This is a genomic window from Actomonas aquatica (assembly GCF_019679435.2).
In the GTDB taxonomy this organism is placed as follows: domain Bacteria; phylum Verrucomicrobiota; class Verrucomicrobiia; order Opitutales; family Opitutaceae; genus Actomonas; species Actomonas aquatica.
The window spans coordinates 3,458,049-3,476,944 of sequence record NZ_CP139781.1 but is presented as its reverse complement, the minus strand read 5'-3'; the positions used below and the strand labels follow the sequence as shown (position 1 = coordinate 3,476,944).

Here is an 18,896-nt window from a genome sequence, read left to right as displayed (position 1 = left end):
AATATGGTTACAAGGCAGCATAAAAACTGCGCACATAATCGTTGACATTTACTAAAATGCAGTGGTTCAACCGAGGCCTACCCGTCACCCCCAGCGCGTGGACTTTCGATTCGACGCCCTGTTTCGGACCTCAGGCTCGATACAGGACATCTCGCGAAGATCCGGCGCATTCACCCCTCCCCATTCCTCCCATGAAGTCCCTGACTCGTATTCCCCTCCCGTTTCGTCCGCAGTGGCGGCGTTCTTCGACGCTGTGGTGCTCCGGTTTGATGGTCTTGGTGTCCGTTCTGCACGCGCAGGAGGTCGCCGTGGATGATTCTGATTCCGCTAGCGCCGCGGACGATGACGTGATTGTGCTCAACCCCTTCGAGGTCGTTACCGACCAAGATAAGGGTTATAGGGCAACCAACTCCGTCTCCGGCACCCGTCTGAACACCCCGATCAAGGACACGCCGATGCCGATCGAGGTGATCACCCGTCGCTTCCTCGAAGACACCGGCGCGACCGATCTGCGCAGTGCGTTGAAATACAGCGCAGGTGTGGTGCTCCAGTCGCAGAACGATCTCTCCAATTCCGGGGCCAATGCCTACCAAGGGCCGGGCGGGGTGAACAACCCCGAGGGGGCCACCGCCAACCCGAACGCGGTGCAGGTGAAGCTACGTGGTTTCGTGACCGACAACGCCCTGCGCGAGGGTTTCATTCGCCAGAACTCGACCGATGCCGTGAACATCGAGCGAGTTGAAGTGGTGCGGGGTCCGGCGGCGCTGTTTTACGGCATCGGCAACTTCGGCGGCGTGGTGAACTATCTGGTGAAGCGTCCGCAGGCCGAGGTGGGCTATGGCTTCGATGTTTCGGTTGGCTCCCACAACTTTCTGCGCGGGCAGTTTGATGCGACCGGTCCGCTAACCGCCGATGGTCAGCTCGCCTACCGCGTCACCGGCGCGGTGCAGAGCATGGAGGACCATACCGACCACTTCAGCGAGGACCACACGTTCGTGTCGCCCTCTTTCCTGTGGAAACCCTTCGAAGGCACGGAGCTGCTCATCGACGGTGAATATGGCGAACAGGATCTGAATGGCATCGGTGCCCGGCAGGTGCGCTCGGTGGCCGATGTGGGGGTCAACAACGACCAAAACGAGCAGGGTGGTCTCTACACGCCACCCGGCGCGGACCCGCGGGCCTACCGTCTTACCGGACCGGATACGCACCTGAACTCGGAGGCGAGCAACTTTCAGGTCAAGCTCACCCAACGCCTGCTCGAAGGCGTGACGCTGCTGGCGGGCTACAACTTCTCGACCTACGACGCGGATCTGCGCGACGTGTCGGCGCAACTCTTCACCAACGTCGGTCCCTCGTCCCTGTGGCAGACGATCGACCTGCGTCCCCTCGCGCCCGATCGGGGTGCCGGCAGCCTCAACATCCAAGACGGCCTCGTGCCCAATTCGATCCTGCAATACACGTGGTTCAACGCGATCAACGAAAACACCCGCCATCAATTCCGAGTGGAGCTGACGGCGCAGAAGAACCTCTTTGAGGGCAGCAAGTGGTTCCGCATCGAGAACTCCATTCTCGCGGGCTACTCGGACCTCACCCACGAGCTCGATTCGCGCAACTTCGGCACCGTGCCCAATGCCTTCAACTATCGGGCCCCCAACGATCTGTCGCCGCTGCGCTTCGGCACCCAGGGAGACGGCAGTCCGGACCAGGACTTGTTCCAAACCGGAGAGGGGTATTCGGAAGCTCAGAACAAAGCCTTCTACGCGAGTTACCAGGGCAAGTTCCTCGACAATCGTCTGCTGGTGCTGCTGGGGGTGCGACGCGATACCAACGACGCGTTGGATCGCACGACTGGCTGGCTCTCTCCCGGGGCCACCCCGACCACCTCCGAGACCGAAGGTGAGACCCAGAAAGAGACCACCTATCAAACCGGCCTGAGTTTCCGCGTTACGCCGGAGCTCTCCCTCTACGCCCTCAAGTCCGAAGGTCTGCAACCCAACTTCTCCGGTCAGTTGCTGCCCGACACCGGTGCTCCCGCCGGCGCGAGCAAAGCCGAAAGTGAAGAATTTGGTCTCAAATTCGATTTCTTCGAAGGCCGGGTTTCCGGCACGATCAGCCGCTACAAGATCACCAAGACCGGCTTCGTCGGCGCCCCGTGGTATTCAACCGTGACCCTGGGAAACCCGCGTTTCGATCCCACTCGCGACATCGTTTACAATGTATCGAATTTCACGCCGACGCAGGCGCCGGGCGGTTCCAATGGCGGTTCAGACAAGCTCGACACCGGGGCCGCCTGGGCGGCTTGGCAGGCCGGCGTGTATTCCGGCGCGATCTTCCAGTCCGATCAAGGCAATGGCACGCAGACTTGGTATGTAAATGCGTCCCAGTCTGATGGCGCGGCCTACCTCGACGCGGCCTTTGCGGCCAACGACGCCGACAATGGCGCAGCCTGGCCCGGCTTCCTCTATCAAGGCGAATCCGGCGACTCCCTGGTTAATAACGCCACCATGGACACCATGGCCTTCCACGGCAACGGGTCCGACCGGGCGGCATTGTTGCTTACCGATGAATCGGAAGGTTGGGACTCACAGATCCTCATCAAGGCGACGGACAGCCTCGAGTTTGTGGTCAATGCCGCTGTCACCGAAGTGCAGCGCCTGAACTTTGGCCAGTGGATGGCATACCCCTACCGCGAGGACCGTTGGGCAGTGTGGAATTTCAACAACGGTTCCTGGGGCACACTGGGACTGCCGTGCAGCGAAGTGTATGGCGACCCCGGCAGCGGCACGCTCGGCCCGGCGACCGAGACGCGCACCAGCGCCGGCCAGGCCGCGGGTGATGACACGCCCAAATACCACTACGACTTCTGGGCCAACTACCGCTTCGACGAGGGCTTTCTCAAGGGCCTCACGGTGGGGCTCGGCGCTTACTGGGAGTCGAAGCGGCAATACATGTCGGGGGTGAGCCATGGCTCCGGTCAGCTCATTCTGGATGGTGCCGGCGAGCTGCTCGTCCTCTACACGCCGGAGCGTTACAACATCGATGCGATGGTGCGCTACGACTGGCGGGACAGCCGCGAGCGCAGCCACTCCCTCCAGCTCAATGTCGCCAACGTGCTCGATGATCGCGACCTTTACGGGCTGATCTACTCGGCGCCGCTTAACGCGCGCCTCACCTACGGTCTTCGGTTCTGAGCCACCAACTTCGCCATCACCGACTCCCGCTGTATTCACCGTTTCCCTACGATGGTGCAGGGACACGGCCGGACGGCGGGAGTCGCCTCGGGCGACCCCGCCCCGATGTCTTCACTCAACCCCATCCCTCCGTCTGTGTCCGCACATCCGCCTCTGCGTTTGCGGGAGAAGCTCGCCTATGGTTTGGGCGACACGGCTTCGAATTTCTACTTCCAGGCCTTCAACCTGTTTCTGCTCTACTATTACACGGATGTGTTCGGGTTGTCGGCGACTGCCGTGGGCACGATGTTTTTGGTCACACGGATTTTTGACGCGGTCAACGACCCGTTGATGGGGTTGCTCGCCGATCGCACGCGTTCGCGTTGGGGTCGCTTTCGCCCCTACCTGCTCTGGGTTGCACTACCTTATGGTCTCTTGGGTTATCTAATGTTTTTGGGGCCACAGGCCAGCGACACTGGAAAGTTGGTTTACGCTTACATCACCTATTCGCTGACGATGTTGGCCTATACGGCGATTAACATTCCCTACTCCGCGCTCATGGGGGTGATGTCGCCCTCGACCAAAGTGCGGACCGCGCTCTCTTCGGTGCGCTTTGTGTGCGCATTTGGCGGCGGGTTTCTCATCGCCAGTCTCACGCTGCCGCTGAAGGACTGGCTCGGAGCCGGAGATGAGGCGGCGGGCTTCCGTGCGACCATGGCGTTGTTTGCGGTCGCTTCGGTCGCGTTGTTTTGGTGGACCTTTGCCGGCACCCGCGAGCGGGTCGCGCCGGCGGCGGCTGAGGAGGTGTCGTGGCGACGCGATCTGGGGCTATTGTGGCGCAACCGGCCTTGGCTGGTGCTGTTTCTGGTCGCTCTTTTCACCCTCACCAACGTGGCGATGCGCAATGGTGCGGTGGTTTACTACTTCAAGTATTGTCTGGGCGCGGAATCGGCCGCGACCCTGTTTCTCAGTCTGGGGTCGGTTGGCATGATTCTCGGTGCGGCGAGTTGCCATGGGCTGGCCCGTCGTTTCGATCGTCGTCGACTCATGATCGGCCTGACCGTGGGCAATGCGCTGGCGTTGGCGGCGATGTATTTGGATTGGAGTGACGCGCGCTTGATGTTGCACGGGCTTAACCTGATGGCGGCCTTTCTGGGCGGCGCGACGCCCGTGCTGCTTTTTTCCTTCTATGCTGACACGGCGGACTACGGTGAGTGGAAGTTCGGGCGGCGCACCACCGGGCTGATCTTTGCGGCTTCACTGTTCGCCACCAAGATGGGCATTGCGGTCGGAGGTGGGCTGGCGGGTTGGTTCCTCGATGCCTGTGGTTTTGTGGCCAACGTCGAGCAGACGGCCAGCGCACGCCATGGCATCACTTTGTTGTTTTCCCTGCTGCCGGCGGCCTTCGCGCTGCTCACGGCGGTGGCTCTCTTGTTCTATCCCCTCACCGAGGACCGGATGCGGGAGATCGAATCCGATCTCGCCGCCCGTCGCACCGCCTGACCGCCATGCTCGTGCCCAATCCATTGCTCCCGGGTTTTCATCCGGATCCGTGCATTTGCCGGGTCGGCGAGGACTATTACCTCGCGACCTCGACCTTTGAATGGTGGCCGGGGGTGCGGCTCTTTCACTCGCGTGATCTCGCAAACTGGCAACCGATCGGTTATGCGCTCACGCGGCGGAGTCAGCTCGACCTGCGTGGCACCCCCGATTCGGGTGGCGTGTGGGCCCCGGCGATCACGCATGCCGACGGTCGGTTCTGGCTGTGTTATTCGGAAGTGAAGTCGTTGACCGGGCCCTACAAGGATGTGTGCAACCATCTCGTCACCGCGCCCTCCATCGAGGGGCCGTGGTCGGAGCCGGTGCGACTAAATCAATCCGGTTTTGATCCATCGCTGTTCCACGCCCCGGACGGACGCAAATGGTGGCTTAACCAACGCTGGGAAGTGCGTCCCGACGGCAACTGTTTTGCCGGTATCGTGCTGCAGGAATACGACCCAGGGGGGCAGTGTCTGGTCGGCGAGCCGCGGTTGATTTTCCGTGGTTCGAGCCTCGGCTGCACGGAGGGGCCACATCTGTATTTCCGTGATGGATACCACTATCTTGTGACGGCGGAAGGCGGCACCGGCTGGGAGCATGCGGTGACCGTAGCGCGGGCGCGGGATATTGCCGGTCCATATGAAGTGAGTCCGTATCATCCGCTGCTCACGGCGAACGCACGGCCGGAGTGCCGCTTGCAAAAGGCGGGTCATGGTTCGCTGGTGGAGGCTCCGGATGGTCGCTGGTTTCTGGCCCATTTGTGCAGTCGTCCAGTGGGCGTGCAGCGGCGTTGCATTCTTGGACGTGAGACCGCGCTGCAGGCAGTGGTCTGGCCCGAGGGCGAGTGGCCCCGTCTGGCGAGCGGTGATTCGGTCCCGGCGGATACGGTGGAGCTGCCCGGCGTTGAGGCGGTGGGCGAAGCGGCGTCGGACGCGGCGGTGGCTCTTCCGACCGGCGGATTGGGGGTCGAGTGGAACACGCTGCGGGAGCCGCCGGATGGTTCCTGGCTGGATCTGGATAGCCGTCCCGGTTGGGTGCGGATGCGCGGGCGGTTCTCGTTGCAGAGCACCTTTGAGAACTCGTTGATCGCGGTGCGATTGACAGCGCTGCGTTGCACGGTGGGGGTCACGCTCGACTTCGCTCCGACGGATTTCCAGCAGACCGCCGGCTTGGTTTTTTATTACAACAGCCGCGCCTACCATGCGTTGTTGCTGGGTTGGCTGCCGGGCGTCGGACGGGTGCTGCGCGTGTTGAGTGCAGATGCGATGGAGGTGCGCGAGGTCGTGCCGCTGGGCGCGGTGCGGCCGGTGGACGGGCCGCTTCGGCTGGAGGCGAGCCTGGCGGATGGGCAGTTGCAATTTGGATGGTCCCGAGCCGAACCCGGTCGGGAGGTCAGCACGGTGGGGCCGGTTTTGGATGCCACCGTGTTATCGGATGATCGGGTGATCGAAACTGGCTCGTGGGGATTCACCGGTTGTTTTGTGGGCCTTTGTGCTCAGGACGCCACGGCGGCGGGTCCGTGGGCGGCGTTCACGAACTTTCGCCGCACGGAGACATCCGGGTGATGGAACGGCGCAAGTTGGGTGAGTCGGATCTACAGATTTCGCGGCTGGGTTGCGGCACGTGGGCGATCGGCGGCGGCGGTTGGCAGTATGCGTGGGGGGCGCAGGATGACGGCGATTCCGTCGGCATGCTGCATGCCGCCTGGGATCGCGGTATCAACTGGATTGATACGGCTCCCGCGTATGGCACCGGTCACAGCGAGGAGGTGGTGGGGCAGGCGGTCCGATCGTGGAGCGGCGAGCGTCCGTTGCTGTTTACGAAGTGTGGTTTGACCTGGAACGAGCGGCGCGAGCTCGGGCGCGATCTGTCCCCGGCCCGCCTGCGGGTCGAATGTGAGGCGAGTCTGCGGCGGTTGCGGGTTGATTGCATCGATCTTTATCAGATCCACTGGCCGACCGAGGACCCGACAGAGGCGGAGGCGGCGTGGGGAGAGCTGGCGCGTTTGCGCGAGGCGGGCAAAATCCGCTGGGCGGGGGTTTCTAATTTTGAAGTGCCGTTGTTGGAGCGCTTGCAGCGGATCATGCCGGTGGTGTCGCTGCAGCCGCCCTATTCGTTGGTGCGGCGAGGGATTGAGGCCGAGATTCTGCCGTATTGCGCGCTGCACAACATTGGCACGCTGGTGTATTCCCCGTTGGAAAGTGGCCTCCTAACCGGCGCGATGACCCGCGAGCGGCTGATGCGAATGCCCTGGGATGACTGGCGTCGAACGCATCCCTTTTTCCAGGAGCCGGCGTTCAGTCGTCACCTTGAACTGGTGGACCGCCTGCGGTCGGCGGGAGCGTCGCGAGGGCTATCGCCGGCGTCCTTGGCGGTGGCGTGGGTGTTACGTCAGCCAGCCGTAACCGCGGCGATCATCGGTGCGCGACATCCGGACCAGCTGGAGGCGTTGCTCGCGGCCCGCCTCGTCCCCGCCGCTGTCTGGGGCGACGGGCCTTGGTAGGGGGCGCTGGAGACCGGGGGGCAGGGCGGGCCACGCTTTCGCTTTGCTCAAGCGCAGCTACGGGGGAATGAAAAACGCCAGCCCGGGGAGGGCTGGCGTGGGGAGATGGGGGCGAGACAGTGGTCCTTTACTTGGCGGCACGGAAGCCTTTGCCGGTGGCGGCCCAGTAGATGCCGCCGTAAACGTGGTGGAGGAAGCGGTCCTCGTTCCAGGTGGCGGGCAGGTGGCCGAAGGCGCTGTAGAAGACGCGGCCGCCGTCGTATTCATGGAACCATGACAGCGGGTGCAGATCGCCCATGCCTTGGGATTGTTTGGAGCCCCAGTTGGCGCGGATGTCGTAGGTGTCTTCGTCGACCGCGAGCAGGTAGTTCAGGCCATCGGTGCGCGGAGCGTCGAACTCATACCACTCTTCGGTGAAGAGGAAGCGCGGGGCAAAGCGGTCCATGCCGGGGAAGTTGGGCTCGAGCACTTCAACGGTGGCGGTCTGCACGGCGGGGTGGATGTGGAACATGTGACCGAAGGCCTTCGTCCACCAGTCCCAGTCGTATTCGGTGTCGGCGCCGCCGGCATGCACGCCGACGAGGCCACCGCCGTTTTGGACGAACTTTTCCACGGCGGCCTGTTGGGCGTCATCGAGGATGTCGCCGGTGGTGAGGGCGAAGATGATGACGTCGACGTCGGCGAGGTAGTTGTCGTTGAGGACCATGCCGAGGGAGTTGGGCCACACGAGTTCGAAGTCGTGGAGTTTGGCCAGGTCCTGCATGGCGGGCACGGCGGCGGCGATGGAGTCGTGATGCCAGCCGTCGGTCTTGGTGATGAGCAGGGCCTTAAACTGGGCGGCGCCGGCGGAGGCCGCCAACGCAGTGGAGAGGGTAAGGGTGGAAAGCAGCGTGCGGAGTTTCATGGGAGAGAGGGGAGGGTCGGCGAGGTGGCCGAGGAATCCGAATAAAAAGCGTTAGGGCGGTGCTCTTCGATAAGCGTGGGGCGGAGGGCGGAGAGGCAGGGCTGAGAGGCAGGGCGGGCCACGTTTTCGCTTTGCTCAAACGCAGCTACGGGGTGGTGCGGAGGAGCGGCCGAGACGGCCGCTGCTACATCAAGGCTCGGGGTTTACCGGAAGAAGTCGGCTAGGTTGACTTTGGTGGTGCCGGGGACGGGGCTGCCGAGGTCGAGGGCGGGGAGGAAAAACATGTCGCGCATGGCGGCGACGACACGGCTGGGCAGGCGGCCGGTTTGGTCGAGGGTGACTCCAGCGTCCTCGCTGGTGACACGCACCGAGGCGGAGAGGGATTTGCCCGGGGTGGTTTTGGTGCGCAGTTCGCTGGCATCGTGAATCTCGGCGAGGTAGGCACGGGCTTCTGTCTCGGAATTGTGGATACTGATGATGCTGCCGTCGGCATCGATGTTGACCACCACCGGGTAATCAAAGTCGGCCGGGCGGTCGGCGGCGAGCAGGGCGGTGGGGGGCAGGTTCCAGACCGGGGTCGGGGTGACGGTTTCGATGGCGTGGTCGGCGATGTGGGAGAGCAGCAGGAACTCGCGGGCTTCGTCGCGGGACATGGGCACGGCGCGCTCGGAAAGGTTGGTGGCGAGTTCGCGACCGTGGGAGTAAACGTGGAGTTTCACGTCGGTGATATCGAAGCCCGGGGTGAAGCCCAGTTTGCGAATCTTGATTTTGCGCGGTTCCGGGCCGATCGCGCCGACGGATTGATGGAAGGTGACGATGCCCTCTTGCTCGCCCATGACGACGGCGCCGAGGACAACCACGTAGGCGTCGGCAATGGGTTCGGGTGACGAGAGTTTGAAGGTGAGTTCGAGCACGTCTCCGCCTTCGTCGTTGGAGCTCTCCTGCGCCTGATCGATGAACGTGGGGTCGCTGATCATGCCGGCGGAGTCGATGGTTTGATCGGCAAAGGTATCGAGGGCTTCGGCAGCGTCATCCTGGGCCCGTTCCACCCAGGCTTCGGCGGCTTCGATGCTGCGGGCGTCGACGATCATACCGTTACGCTGAGCGACTCTGACGCCGTTGAGGTTGGCGGCGGCGTGGCCGACCATGCGTTGGGCTTCGCCTACTTTCATCTGCTCGTAGGCGGCGCGCTCCTGCGCGTAGATGTTCATGTTGTTCTGGGTGGCGAGGGCCTGCATGGCCTTGTCCCGTTGGATGGAGAAGACCTTGTATTGGGCAAAGTCGCTGATGGTCACGGGGGAGCGGCTGACCTTGGGTTTGCGGGCCCAGCTGAAGGCGGGCACATCGCGCAGGGGCAGGCGCGTGCCGGCGGTGTCATCGATCACCACCTCGCGGGGATGCAGGGTGGCGACGGGCAGGCGGTTGTTGCCATCGTCGTCGGCCGGATCGGGCACCAGCAGATCCACGCCGATGTAGAGCCGGTAGGGTTTGGTGGAGTCAGAATCGGGCGGTGAGGCGCTCCATGCGGATGGGGCAAAAAGGAGGCAGGCGCAGGCGGTCGACCAAAAGCGGCGCGCGGGGTAAAGGGGCATGGGTTCAGAGATGGAATCCGGGCGAGAAGGCGGCGAGGATTATATGCGGTCGGGGTGGGGCCACGCCAGGTGGGGCGGGGCGAGGGGCAGGGGGTAGCGGCCTAGACGGTCGCTGCTACATTGGGGGCTCAGCGGAAGAATTCAGCGAGGTTGACTGCGGCGGTGCCGGGGGTGGGAGAGCCCACGTCGAGCGCGGGGAGAAAGATCAATTCGTTGATGGCGGCGACGACATGGGCGGGGAGACGGCCAGTCTGGTCGACGGTGAGGCGAGCATCGGCATCGGTGGTGCGCAGCGACGAGGCGAGGGATCGGCCAGGGTTGGATTTGGTGCGGAGCTCGGCGGCGTCGTGGATGCTGGCGAGAAAGGCGCGGGCTTCGGTTTCGCTATCGTGGATACTCATGACGGAACCATCGGCATCGAGCGTGACAATCACCGGGTAGTCGAAGCGGGAGGCGTCGGCGGCGCCGAGCAGCGAAGGCGGAGCGAGGTTCCAGACGGGCGTGGCGGGGACCGATTCGATGGCGTGATCGGCGAGATGCGCGAGCAGCAAGAACTCGCGAGCTTGGTCGCGGGTCATGTCGACGGCGCGCTCGGAGAGGTTGGTGCCGAGTTCTTTGCCGCGGGCGTAGAGGTGGAGCTTCACGTCTTCGATGACGAAGCCGGGTTTGAAGCCGGTTTTACGAATGCGGATTTTGCGGGGCTGCGGGCCGATCTTGCCGACCATTTCGTGGAAGGTGATCACGCCGGCGTCGTCGCCCTGTTTGATCGCGCCGAGGACCACGACATAAGCTTCGGCGATCGGGTAGGGAGCGGAGAGGGTAAAGGTGAGCTCCAGGACATCGGCGCCGTCGTCGCCGTCGGTGCCCTGCATGCGATCGAGCATGGTGGGATCGGAGGTGCGTTGGAGAGTGTCGAAGAGCTGGTCGGCCATGTTGTCGTTGGCCTCGATGGCTTCGGCATTGGCCGTGCGCAGGTTGGCTCCGATTTGACCGTCGCCGTAGATGCCTTGCGGATCGTCGAAATTGAGTCCCCCGCGCCCTCCGGGGGTGTAACCCGGCTCCGGGCCGCGTTCCAAACCGGCTCGTGACGCCGCATCATTCTCGGCGTAAACGTAGATACCGCGGGCGATCTCCTGACTGAATCGGGCGTCGCTGGCCTGCAGGCGAGCGGCGTCGGCCTTCTCCTGTTGGTAGATGGCCATGTTGTTCTGCGTGGCCATGTATTGGAGTTTCTTGTCGTTGCGGAGGGAGAAAGCGCGGTGTTGTTCGAAATCATCGATGGTGACGGCGGCGCGACCGACTTTGGGTTTATGCTCCCAGCTGAACGCGCTGACCTCACGCATCGGCACGGTGGGGCGGCCGGGTTCGGCGAGGATGACTTCGCGGGCTTTCAGGCTGTCGATCGGACGGTAGTCCTGCGTGTCGTCCTCGGGCTTAAGCTTGAGGTCGACGCCGACGAAGAGGCGGTAGGGTTTGGTCGGGTCGGGTTCAGCCGCCAAGGCCTGCCAAGGCATGGAGGTGAGCGTGAGAGCCAAGAGGAGCAGTCGCATCGGAAGGGTAGTCGCAGGTTTGGGGAGGGGGGCGCAGATGGCATCGCCCGCTGCTCGGTGGGAACAGCGGGCGGTGGTGGGCGAACGGGATTCAGGAATCGAAACGTGGTGCCGGCACCACACCCGCCCCGGACTGGTTGGTGGTGAACTCGAAGGGCAGACGAACGCGGGTGTGGGTGGGGGCGCCGTCGACGGTGGGTGGGTCGAAGGACCACTGGCTGAGGGCCTGTAGGGCGAGGGTGGCCAGTTCGTCGTGATCGGACGAAACGACCGAGGGGAGTCGGACGCGTCCGGTTTCATCGATGTAGAAATCGACCACGACGCGGCCCGCCAAACCGGCGGCGGCGTGTGCGGGGACGTAGGCGGGTTTCAACACCTGGCGGGGCTGCGGGAGGCGATCGAGTTCACTGGGCAGCGGGGCGCGCACCGGGCGTGCGCGGTCGAAGCGACCGTGCAGGTAGAGGTCGGCGATGGCTTGAAAGTCGGAGACGACGTAGAGGCCCTCGTTGCGAAACTGGATGGCAACCTCGGTGCGCACGGCGAGGGGTTTGCCGTCCTCGCGGGGCGGCGAAAACTTGGCGGTGCGAATGAGGAACTTGGCTTCGTCGGCGAAGGTGGTGTCGGACGCGGCGATCACGAGGTAGTCGAGGAGCTTACCCTCGGCGTCGACGGCGAGGGCCACGCGCGCCCAGCCTTCGGTGAGGCCGCGTTGGGTGGCTTCGCGGGGGAAGATCTGACGGGTGGCGGTGATCTGGAGATCAGTGGAAGGTTGGGGCGCGGCGATGAGCGATGTCGCGGTGCCCAGCGCAACGAGGAACAGTCCGAGGCGGAGCGTTTTCATGAGGAGTAGGGGGTTGGGGTTGGGGGCAGACGAAGGATAAGACCCCGCGCTGGCGCGCATCCCTTCGCGATTTGGGGCGCCGCCGGGAGCAGGCGGGCGCTCAAAGATTTTGCGGAAAGTTGAAACCTCGGTCGTTCGCCGCGGGTGAGGGAGGATGCATGCCAGCTTCTTTTCCTCCTTCACCGGTCCCGGTGCGTGCTTGTCGCGCACTGCGGGCGCAGCCATGGGTTAATCCGTGAGCGAGCCGATCATTCAAACGCAGGGCCTCGGCAAAACCTACGGCACGCAGCGCGCGTTGGACAACGTGACGGTGAGCGTGCCGCCGGGCACCATCGGTTTGCTGGGGCCCAATGGTGCGGGCAAAACGACCTTCCTGAAGTGCCTGCTCAATCTGGAGATGCCCACCACCGGCACCGCGCAGGTGCTGGGCGTGAGCATCACGGCGCAGAACCGCGAGTCGCGCGAGCGTGTCGGCTACGGGCCGGAGCGTGACTGTCACATCCCCGGTATGGCCGGTTGCGAATACGTGACCTATTGCGGGCAACTCTCCGGCATGTCCTTCCACGCCGCGCGCCAGCGGGCGCATGAGATGCTCGATCTGGTGGGCATGGGGCAGGAGCGTTATCGCTCCATCGACACCTACTCCACCGGCATGCGCCAACGGGCGAAGCTCGCGCAGGCGCTGGTGCACGATCCGAAGCTCATCATCCTGGACGAGCCGACCAACGGCCTCGATCCGAGTGGTCGCGAACACATCCTGCGGCTCATCGGTTCGCTGTGGAAGGAGCACGGCATCTCGGTGATCGTATCCTCTCACTTGTTACACGACGTGGAGCGCATCTGTGATCGGGTGCTCATCATCGCCAACGGTCGCATCGTCGAGCACGCCTCGATGGCCGAGCTGCAGAAGCGCCGAAAGCGCGTCGTGGAGCTGTCGCCCGCCGGCGAGGTGACCCGCTACGAAGCGGCGCTGCGCGCGAGTGGTCATGCGGTGGAGCATCTCTCCAACGGCCGACTGCGCGTCGAAACGCAGGAGGAGGACGTGGGCTGGCTGTTGCAGATCATGTCGCAGCACGGCCTGCCCCCGGCGGACATCTTTGCCAGCCCGGATTCCCTGCACGGCCTGTTCCTGCAGGCACTGGCGAAATCGAATCAACCGGTGGAGGCTGCCGATGTCTGAACTCGAACCGAAACTGGACTTCAACCACTGGGACGGACCGCGGCGCGGGGTCGGCTCGCGGCGTTGGGTCATCACGTCAACGGGTCTGCGGCAGCTCACGAAACTGCGCTTCTTCAAACTGCTGCTCTTCGTCGCGTGGACGGCGGGCGTGGCGGTGGCGCTGGCGGGGTTTGTGTTCACCCAGACGCTGTCGGAGACCGGCTGGCTGGCGACGCTGGCGGCCAAGGGCGGTCCGCGGCCGCAGGCCATCATGTCGGCCGTGAGTGCGCTGTTGTTGATCTATCCCGACATCCTGGTGGCGGGCATGTTTAAGTGGATCTTCTGGCTGCACTCCTACGTGGGCATGATGTTGTGCATGGTCGCGCTGGCGATTCTGGTGCCGAGCCTCATCACGCGCGATCGGGCGAGTTCGGCGCTCACGATCTACCTGTCGCGACCGCTCACCTCGCGCGATTATTTGCTGGGCAAGTTTGTCATCATCATCGGCGTGATGCTCATGCTGTGGACGGGTCCGCTGGTGGCGGGCTGGTTGCTCAGTGTGTTGTTCGCGCCCGACATGGTGTTTGCGCGGCATTCGTTTGGGGCGCTGGGCAACGCGCTCCTGTTCAACCTGATCGGTCTCGTGGTGGTTTCGGCCGTGGCCTTTGCGGTCTCGGCCTTCGCGAAAACGGCGGCGGCTGCGCGGCTGTGGTGGATCGGATTGTGGATCGTGCTCGGCACGGTCGCGGGCAATCCGTTCATGCCGGCGTGGGTGCGGCATGCGAGTTTCACCTACGACCTGGGCATCATGCGGGATGAGGTTTTTAACATCAGCGGTGTGCTGGGGGACGCGGCGGGTGTCGTGCCGATGCTCAGCGCGGAACTCGCCACGGAAATGAACAAAGTCTCGCAAGCCTTGGCCCGCGACGAGTTGCACGGTGCCTTGATCGGCCTCGCGCTGTTGGTGGGCGGCTCGCTGTTATTCTTCATGCGGAGGGTGAAACCGGAATGAGCCTCATCGTCGAAGCCACTCACCTGAGCCGGTTCTACGGCATCGTGCTCGGACTCAACAACGTGTCCTTCACCATCGGCACCGGCATCACCGGCGTGGTGGGACCCAACGGCGCGGGCAAGACGACGCTCTTCCGCCTGCTCACTGGACAGATCAAACCCAGCTCGGGCGAACTGCGCGTGCTGGGCGGCCTGCCCTGGCGCGATCCGGCGGTGCGGGCGCAGCTCGCCTACTGCCCGGAAGACGAAGCCGTGCCGCCCAACATCAAACCGCGCGATTGGCTCATCGCGTTGGGCATGATCTCCGGTCTCTCGAGCCGCGAAGCGAAGGTCCGCGCGACCGCGGCGCTGGAGCGCGTGCGACTCCCGTCGGTGCACTGGAACAAGAACGTCACGGCCTACTCGAAGGGCATGAAGCAGCGCGTAAAACTCGCGCAATGTCTCCTGCACGAGCCACGCCTGATCATCCTCGACGAGCCGATGAACGGACTCGATCCGATGGGCCGCGAAGAGTTGGGCAACGTGCTGCGCGAACTCGCGGCCGATGGCACCAGCGTGGTGATTTCCAGTCACATCCTGCAGGACCTCGAAGCGCTGTGCCGCTCGTTCATCCTGTTGCGCTGGGGTCGCATGCCGAGCTCGAGCAACAAACTCGCCAATGCGCGAACGGAGGCCACGGCGGCGGCGACTCCCGTCGCGGTCGAGACGGGGACAGACGTCACGCCGCCACCGATGCCCGCGACCCCGCCGCGCCGTTGGCCGAGCGAGACGACGATCCGTTGCGACGATGCGCCGAAGCTGGCGCGCTTCCTCTTTGCGCAGGACCTCCTGCGCGGCTGCGATCTCGACGACGAAGGCCAGACACTGGTGGCGCGTTGGCGCGATCCGGCGGCCTTTTATGAAAACTTCCACGGGATCCTGCTGGAGAGCGGCGTGACCCTGCACGAAATCAACGCGAAGGGCTCCGCCCTCGAACGCGCCATCGAACCGCCGCCCCTGCCATGAGTGCCTCGACGACTTCCTCTTCCGATCCATTCGCACCGCGCGTGACGCCGCGCCTCGCGCCCGCTCTGGGCGGCGTGTGGCGTCTCACCTGGCGGCGCGTCTTTGCGCCGGGGCGGGCGATCACACCGGCCGTCATGCTGGCGCTCATCGGCCTGGTGACCTACCGTTTTGCCAGCCACGCGGATCCGCTGGCGTGGGTGGAGTGGGTGAACCAATTCCTGCTCATTGTGGTGGTGCCGGTGTTGGCCTTTCTCGGCGGCGCGGGCGCGATTCGCGAAGGACTCAAACCCGGCGCGGTCGACTACCTGAGCACCCGCCCGGTGCCACGCTCGGCCTACGTGCTGTTCTGCTACCTCGCGCAAACTGCCTGCGGGCTTATCGGCGTTCTGTTCTTCATCGGCTTCCTCGCCGCCATCGGCCTGGCGGGCGGCAACCCCACCGTGATGGCCGAGCTGCCGCGGCAATTGATCGTGGGACCAGCGGCGGTGATCGCGTTCACCGCGCTCGGTTTCGGCATGGGTTCGCTGACCAACCGCTACATGATTCTAGGGCTGGTTTACGCCGGCCTCATCGAGGCGGCACTGGGCAGCATTCCGATTCAGATCAACAAACTCTCCCTCCTGCGCCATCTGCGCGTGGTGGTGGATGGCTCCGGTCTGGAACCCTTTGCGCTGGATGCAGATAGCCTTGCCGCACTGGGGCTGTTGGCCCTCGTGACCATGGGTCTGGTGGGGCTGGCGATGGCGGTTTACGCCCGCATGGAATTCCTCGGGGCGAAAGAAAAAGACGCCTGACGCACATTTTTGAAACCCCCGCCCGTATCAGGGTGAATAAGGGGTAGATCACTCAATCAACCCTTTCCAAACGATCATGAAACACCGTCACCTCCTTACCCTGGCCACCCTCGCTGTTGGTGCCACTCTGGCTCCCGTGGCGAAGGCGGAGTTCGATCCGAGCCGCGTCCCGGCCGACTCCAAATGGGTCGTCTATGCCGACTTTGCCGCGTTGCGTGAAACCGAGCTGGGCCAGCAACTTATCGCCCGCGTGCCCATGGCTGAAGAGTTTGCCGCCGAGAGCCCGGTGCGGCCGGACATCGGCAAAATCATCGACGCCATCGGCTCCATCACGGGCTTCGGCAGCCTGCAAATTGTCCCTGGTCAGGAAGCCGACATGACCGGCGCGCTGGTCATCGAAGGCACCGCCGATCTGCGCAAGATCGCGGAAGGCCTGATGGCTCACGCCACACTCTCCAATCCGGACGAGGCGGTGGAGCTCACCGGCCTGCCGATCGAAGCTTACCAGATGCACGGCGAGATCGTCGTCGGTTTCCCGGAAGAGCCCATCATCCTGGTGGGGCGTTCCCCCGATAAACTCACCGAAGCGCTTTCGCTCTATCGCGGCCAGGGCAAGTCGATCGCCAGCGGCAAGCATGCCCTCACCGAGCTGCTGCCGGGCAACCAACCCTTCTACATCTATGCGGCGTCTCTGGTGCCGTCCGAGGCCATCGGCGGCGGCGAGAACACCCCGCAGGCCCGCGTCTTGCAGATGACCAAATCCGCCGCGGTCACGCTCGGCGAAAGCGGCGAGGACCTGGTCGCCCAGGCGACGCTGCAGGCGGCCGACAACTCCGTGGCCGAGCGCCTGGTCAAAATTCTCAACGGTCTCACCGCCATGTTGTCCCTCGCCGAGTCGGACGATGCAGACCTGACTGCCTTCCTCAACTCCGTGCGTATCCAGCGTGATGATACCCGCGTCTCGCTCCGCCTGGCCTACCCGACGGCCCGCCTGGTGCAGATGTTCGAAGAGACCGTGATGCGTCCGCAGGTCTACGAGGAAAATAAGGAGCAGGTCGCCGCCGGCGAGCCCGCGCCCTCTGAAGTGAAACTCGAAGTCGAAGGCGAAGCCCTGCTCCACTGGACCGGCTCTGGTCTGCGCAACAGCGAGGGTGAAGCGGAAACGGAATACGCCTTCATCACCTCCGATCCGGTGGACCTCGCTGCCGGCGCCCGCTTGATCGTCACCGGTGAGCAGCACGAGGGCGAGCTCGCCCGGGTGGATTACATCGAGCTCCTGCCGGTCGACGGTGGTGACGCCATCCGCTACGAGGCCGAGTTCATGCGCCTGCGCCGCTACCGCATCGAGGAGCGCGACAGCGCCTCCGGTGGCGAGCTCGTTCGCCTCGAAGGTGGTCGCGGCACCGCCCAGCTCATGTTCCACGGTCCGGCCGGCTCCTACCGCGTGCGGGTCTGCTACATCGACGAAATCGACGGCATCTCGCCCTTCGCCCTCAGCGTGGTGGCGCCGACCTCCTGACCATGTTCTCCGCCGCGTCCAGTCCGGCCGCCCGCGGTATGCAAGACACCGATACAGCCCCTCCTCCCGAAGCGGAACTCGTGCGTGAAGCCCAAGCGGGCAGCGAGTCGGCCGCGCGTGAGCTGGTGCGCCTCTTCAACCGCCCGATTTACAACTACGTCGTCCGCATGACCGGTCAGGTCCAGGACGCCGAGGACATCACCCAGGACACGTTCGTGAAAGCGTTTCGCGCCCTGCACAAAGTTGATCCGGATCGCCCGCTGATCAACTGGCTCTTTACCATCGCGCGCCGCACGGCGCTCAATCACTTCCGCGGTCAGAAACAATGGGTGGAGTTGCCCGAGGAAACCCTCGGCGACGGCGCTGATGGACCGCGTCGCGAGGCCGATCTGCACGAGCGGGTCGACAACCTGTGGGCGAAAGCCCGCCGCGTCCTCAATGGCCGCGAATACGAAGCGCTCTGGCTGCGCTTCGGTGAAGAACTCTCCACCGCCGAAACGGCGGCCGCCACCGGCCAGACGGTGCCCGGCATCAAAACCCTCATCTTTCGTGCGCGTCAGCGTCTGCTGGCCGCCAAGGAATCCTTCCTATGAATCACCACGCCCCCTCCTCCGATCGCTCCTCCTCCACTCCAGCGCCGCTGAGCTGCCGCCTCGTGCGGGCGTGGAGCGCATGGCGCGAAGACGACGCGCCGGTGCCGGCGTCCGGCTGGGCGGCGCGTCACGTCGAACGCTGCCCCGACTGCGCCCAACACTTCACTGCGTTGCGCGAGTTGGAGACCGGGCTGCGGCGCGAAGCACGCGAACAGGCCGCGGCCATGGCTGAGGTGGAGGTGCCGCTGGGCATGGAAGATCGCATCTTCGCGGCGGTGCGACCGATCGTGCGGGAGCAGGCGCGGGTGCGCCGCGCTCCGGCCTGGCAACGCCGGCTGCCGGCGATCCTCGGTGCGGCGGCCGCGGTCGCGCTGGCCACGGTGTTGTGGACCGGTATCGGAAGCTCGGATACGCCGGATCAGAATGTGGCGGCCGCCGACGTCGAGTTTTCGCCGGAAGACATGCAGCAGCTCACCGCCAGTGTGGCGTCGTTCAAAGACCGCGTGTTCAGCGCGCCGACGACGGTGCCCGCGGAAGCGCCGAAGGACGGATTGAGTGCGGAGTTGCAGGCCCTGAGATCGGACACGTCGGCGGCGCTGCGTTTCCTCGAGCGGAGTTTCCTGCCGAGCGACGTGAGCCTGAGTGGCCGCAACGCCGCGACGGAAGCGAAGAGCTGAGGGACTAGCAGGGGAAAGCCGAGGGGCAGCAGGGAGCGG

At 64.3% G+C, this 18,896-nt stretch carries 15 protein-coding genes; 11 read left to right on the top strand and 4 right to left on the bottom strand.

The genetic code is table 11. The features are described 5' to 3' along the window. Positions 1-191 precede the first annotated feature (191 nt). From K1X11_RS13520 to K1X11_RS13505, 4 genes are all read left to right on the top strand, one after another. Complete coding sequence (locus K1X11_RS13520) at positions 192-3,191, top strand: TonB-dependent siderophore receptor (RefSeq protein WP_221032645.1); 3,000 nt, start codon at positions 192-194, stop codon at positions 3,189-3,191. Between the two features lie 135 nt (positions 3,192-3,326). Continuing rightward, a complete protein-coding gene (locus K1X11_RS13515; protein WP_324725980.1) occupies positions 3,327-4,673 on the top strand; it encodes an MFS transporter in 1,347 nt (448 codons plus the stop codon). Between the two features lie 5 nt (positions 4,674-4,678). Next, positions 4,679-6,274, top strand: coding sequence for a glycoside hydrolase family 43 protein (locus K1X11_RS13510; RefSeq protein WP_221032643.1), 1,596 nt, complete (start codon positions 4,679-4,681; stop codon positions 6,272-6,274). After that, on the top strand, positions 6,274-7,212 hold the full coding sequence (locus K1X11_RS13505) for an aldo/keto reductase (protein WP_221032642.1): 939 nt from the start codon (positions 6,274-6,276) through the stop codon (positions 7,210-7,212). The genes K1X11_RS13510 and K1X11_RS13505 overlap by 1 nt, the downstream gene beginning before the upstream one ends. 127 nt (positions 7,213-7,339) lie before the next feature. Here the strand turns inward: K1X11_RS13505 and K1X11_RS13500 are convergent, their stop codons facing one another. The 4 genes from K1X11_RS13500 to K1X11_RS13485 all read right to left on the bottom strand — a co-directional run bounded on the left by K1X11_RS13500 (position 7,340) and on the right by K1X11_RS13485 (position 12,099). Then, the gene (locus K1X11_RS13500) at positions 7,340-8,116 is read right to left on the bottom strand and encodes a ThuA domain-containing protein (protein WP_221032641.1); all 777 of its coding nucleotides are present in this window, start codon (positions 8,114-8,116) and stop codon (positions 7,340-7,342) included. A gap of 203 nt (positions 8,117-8,319) precedes the next feature. Then, on the bottom strand, positions 8,320-9,708 hold the full coding sequence (locus tag K1X11_RS13495) for a hypothetical protein (RefSeq protein ID WP_221032640.1): 1,389 nt from the start codon (positions 9,706-9,708) through the stop codon (positions 8,320-8,322). A 128-nt stretch (positions 9,709-9,836) separates the two neighbouring features. Then, complete coding sequence (locus K1X11_RS13490; protein ID WP_221032639.1) at positions 9,837-11,258, bottom strand: hypothetical protein; 1,422 nt, start codon at positions 11,256-11,258, stop codon at positions 9,837-9,839. Between the two features lie 91 nt (positions 11,259-11,349). Further along, positions 11,350-12,099, bottom strand: a complete 750-nt coding sequence (locus tag K1X11_RS13485) for an energy transducer TonB (protein ID WP_221032638.1) — start codon at positions 12,097-12,099, stop codon at positions 11,350-11,352. A 235-nt stretch (positions 12,100-12,334) separates the two neighbouring features. On the opposite strand from K1X11_RS13485, the gene K1X11_RS13480 reads away from it, so the two are divergent. The 7 genes from K1X11_RS13480 to K1X11_RS13450 all read left to right on the top strand — a co-directional run bounded on the left by K1X11_RS13480 (position 12,335) and on the right by K1X11_RS13450 (position 18,857). Then, the gene (locus K1X11_RS13480; RefSeq protein ID WP_221032637.1) at positions 12,335-13,279 is read left to right on the top strand and encodes an ABC transporter ATP-binding protein; all 945 of its coding nucleotides are present in this window, start codon (positions 12,335-12,337) and stop codon (positions 13,277-13,279) included. Beyond that, entirely contained in the window at positions 13,272-14,270 is a 999-nt protein-coding gene (locus K1X11_RS13475; RefSeq protein WP_221032636.1) for an ABC transporter permease subunit, read from the top strand. Before K1X11_RS13480 ends, K1X11_RS13475 begins: the two co-directional genes overlap by 8 nt. Next, a complete protein-coding gene (locus K1X11_RS13470) occupies positions 14,267-15,274 on the top strand; it encodes an ABC transporter ATP-binding protein (RefSeq protein ID WP_221032635.1) in 1,008 nt (335 codons plus the stop codon). Before K1X11_RS13475 ends, K1X11_RS13470 begins: the two co-directional genes overlap by 4 nt. Beyond that, positions 15,271-16,068: a hypothetical protein gene (locus K1X11_RS13465; protein ID WP_221032634.1), complete on the top strand. Its 798-nt coding sequence runs from the start codon at positions 15,271-15,273 to the stop codon at positions 16,066-16,068. Before K1X11_RS13470 ends, K1X11_RS13465 begins: the two co-directional genes overlap by 4 nt. A gap of 76 nt (positions 16,069-16,144) precedes the next feature. Beyond that, a complete protein-coding gene (locus K1X11_RS13460; RefSeq protein WP_221032633.1) occupies positions 16,145-17,587 on the top strand; it encodes a hypothetical protein in 1,443 nt (480 codons plus the stop codon). 2 nt (positions 17,588-17,589) lie between these two features. Continuing rightward, positions 17,590-18,180, top strand: coding sequence for an RNA polymerase sigma factor (locus tag K1X11_RS13455; protein WP_221032632.1), 591 nt, complete (start codon positions 17,590-17,592; stop codon positions 18,178-18,180). Next, on the top strand, positions 18,177-18,857 hold the full coding sequence (locus K1X11_RS13450; protein WP_221032631.1) for an anti-sigma factor: 681 nt from the start codon (positions 18,177-18,179) through the stop codon (positions 18,855-18,857). Before K1X11_RS13455 ends, K1X11_RS13450 begins: the two co-directional genes overlap by 4 nt. Positions 18,858-18,896: the final 39 nt, after the last annotated feature.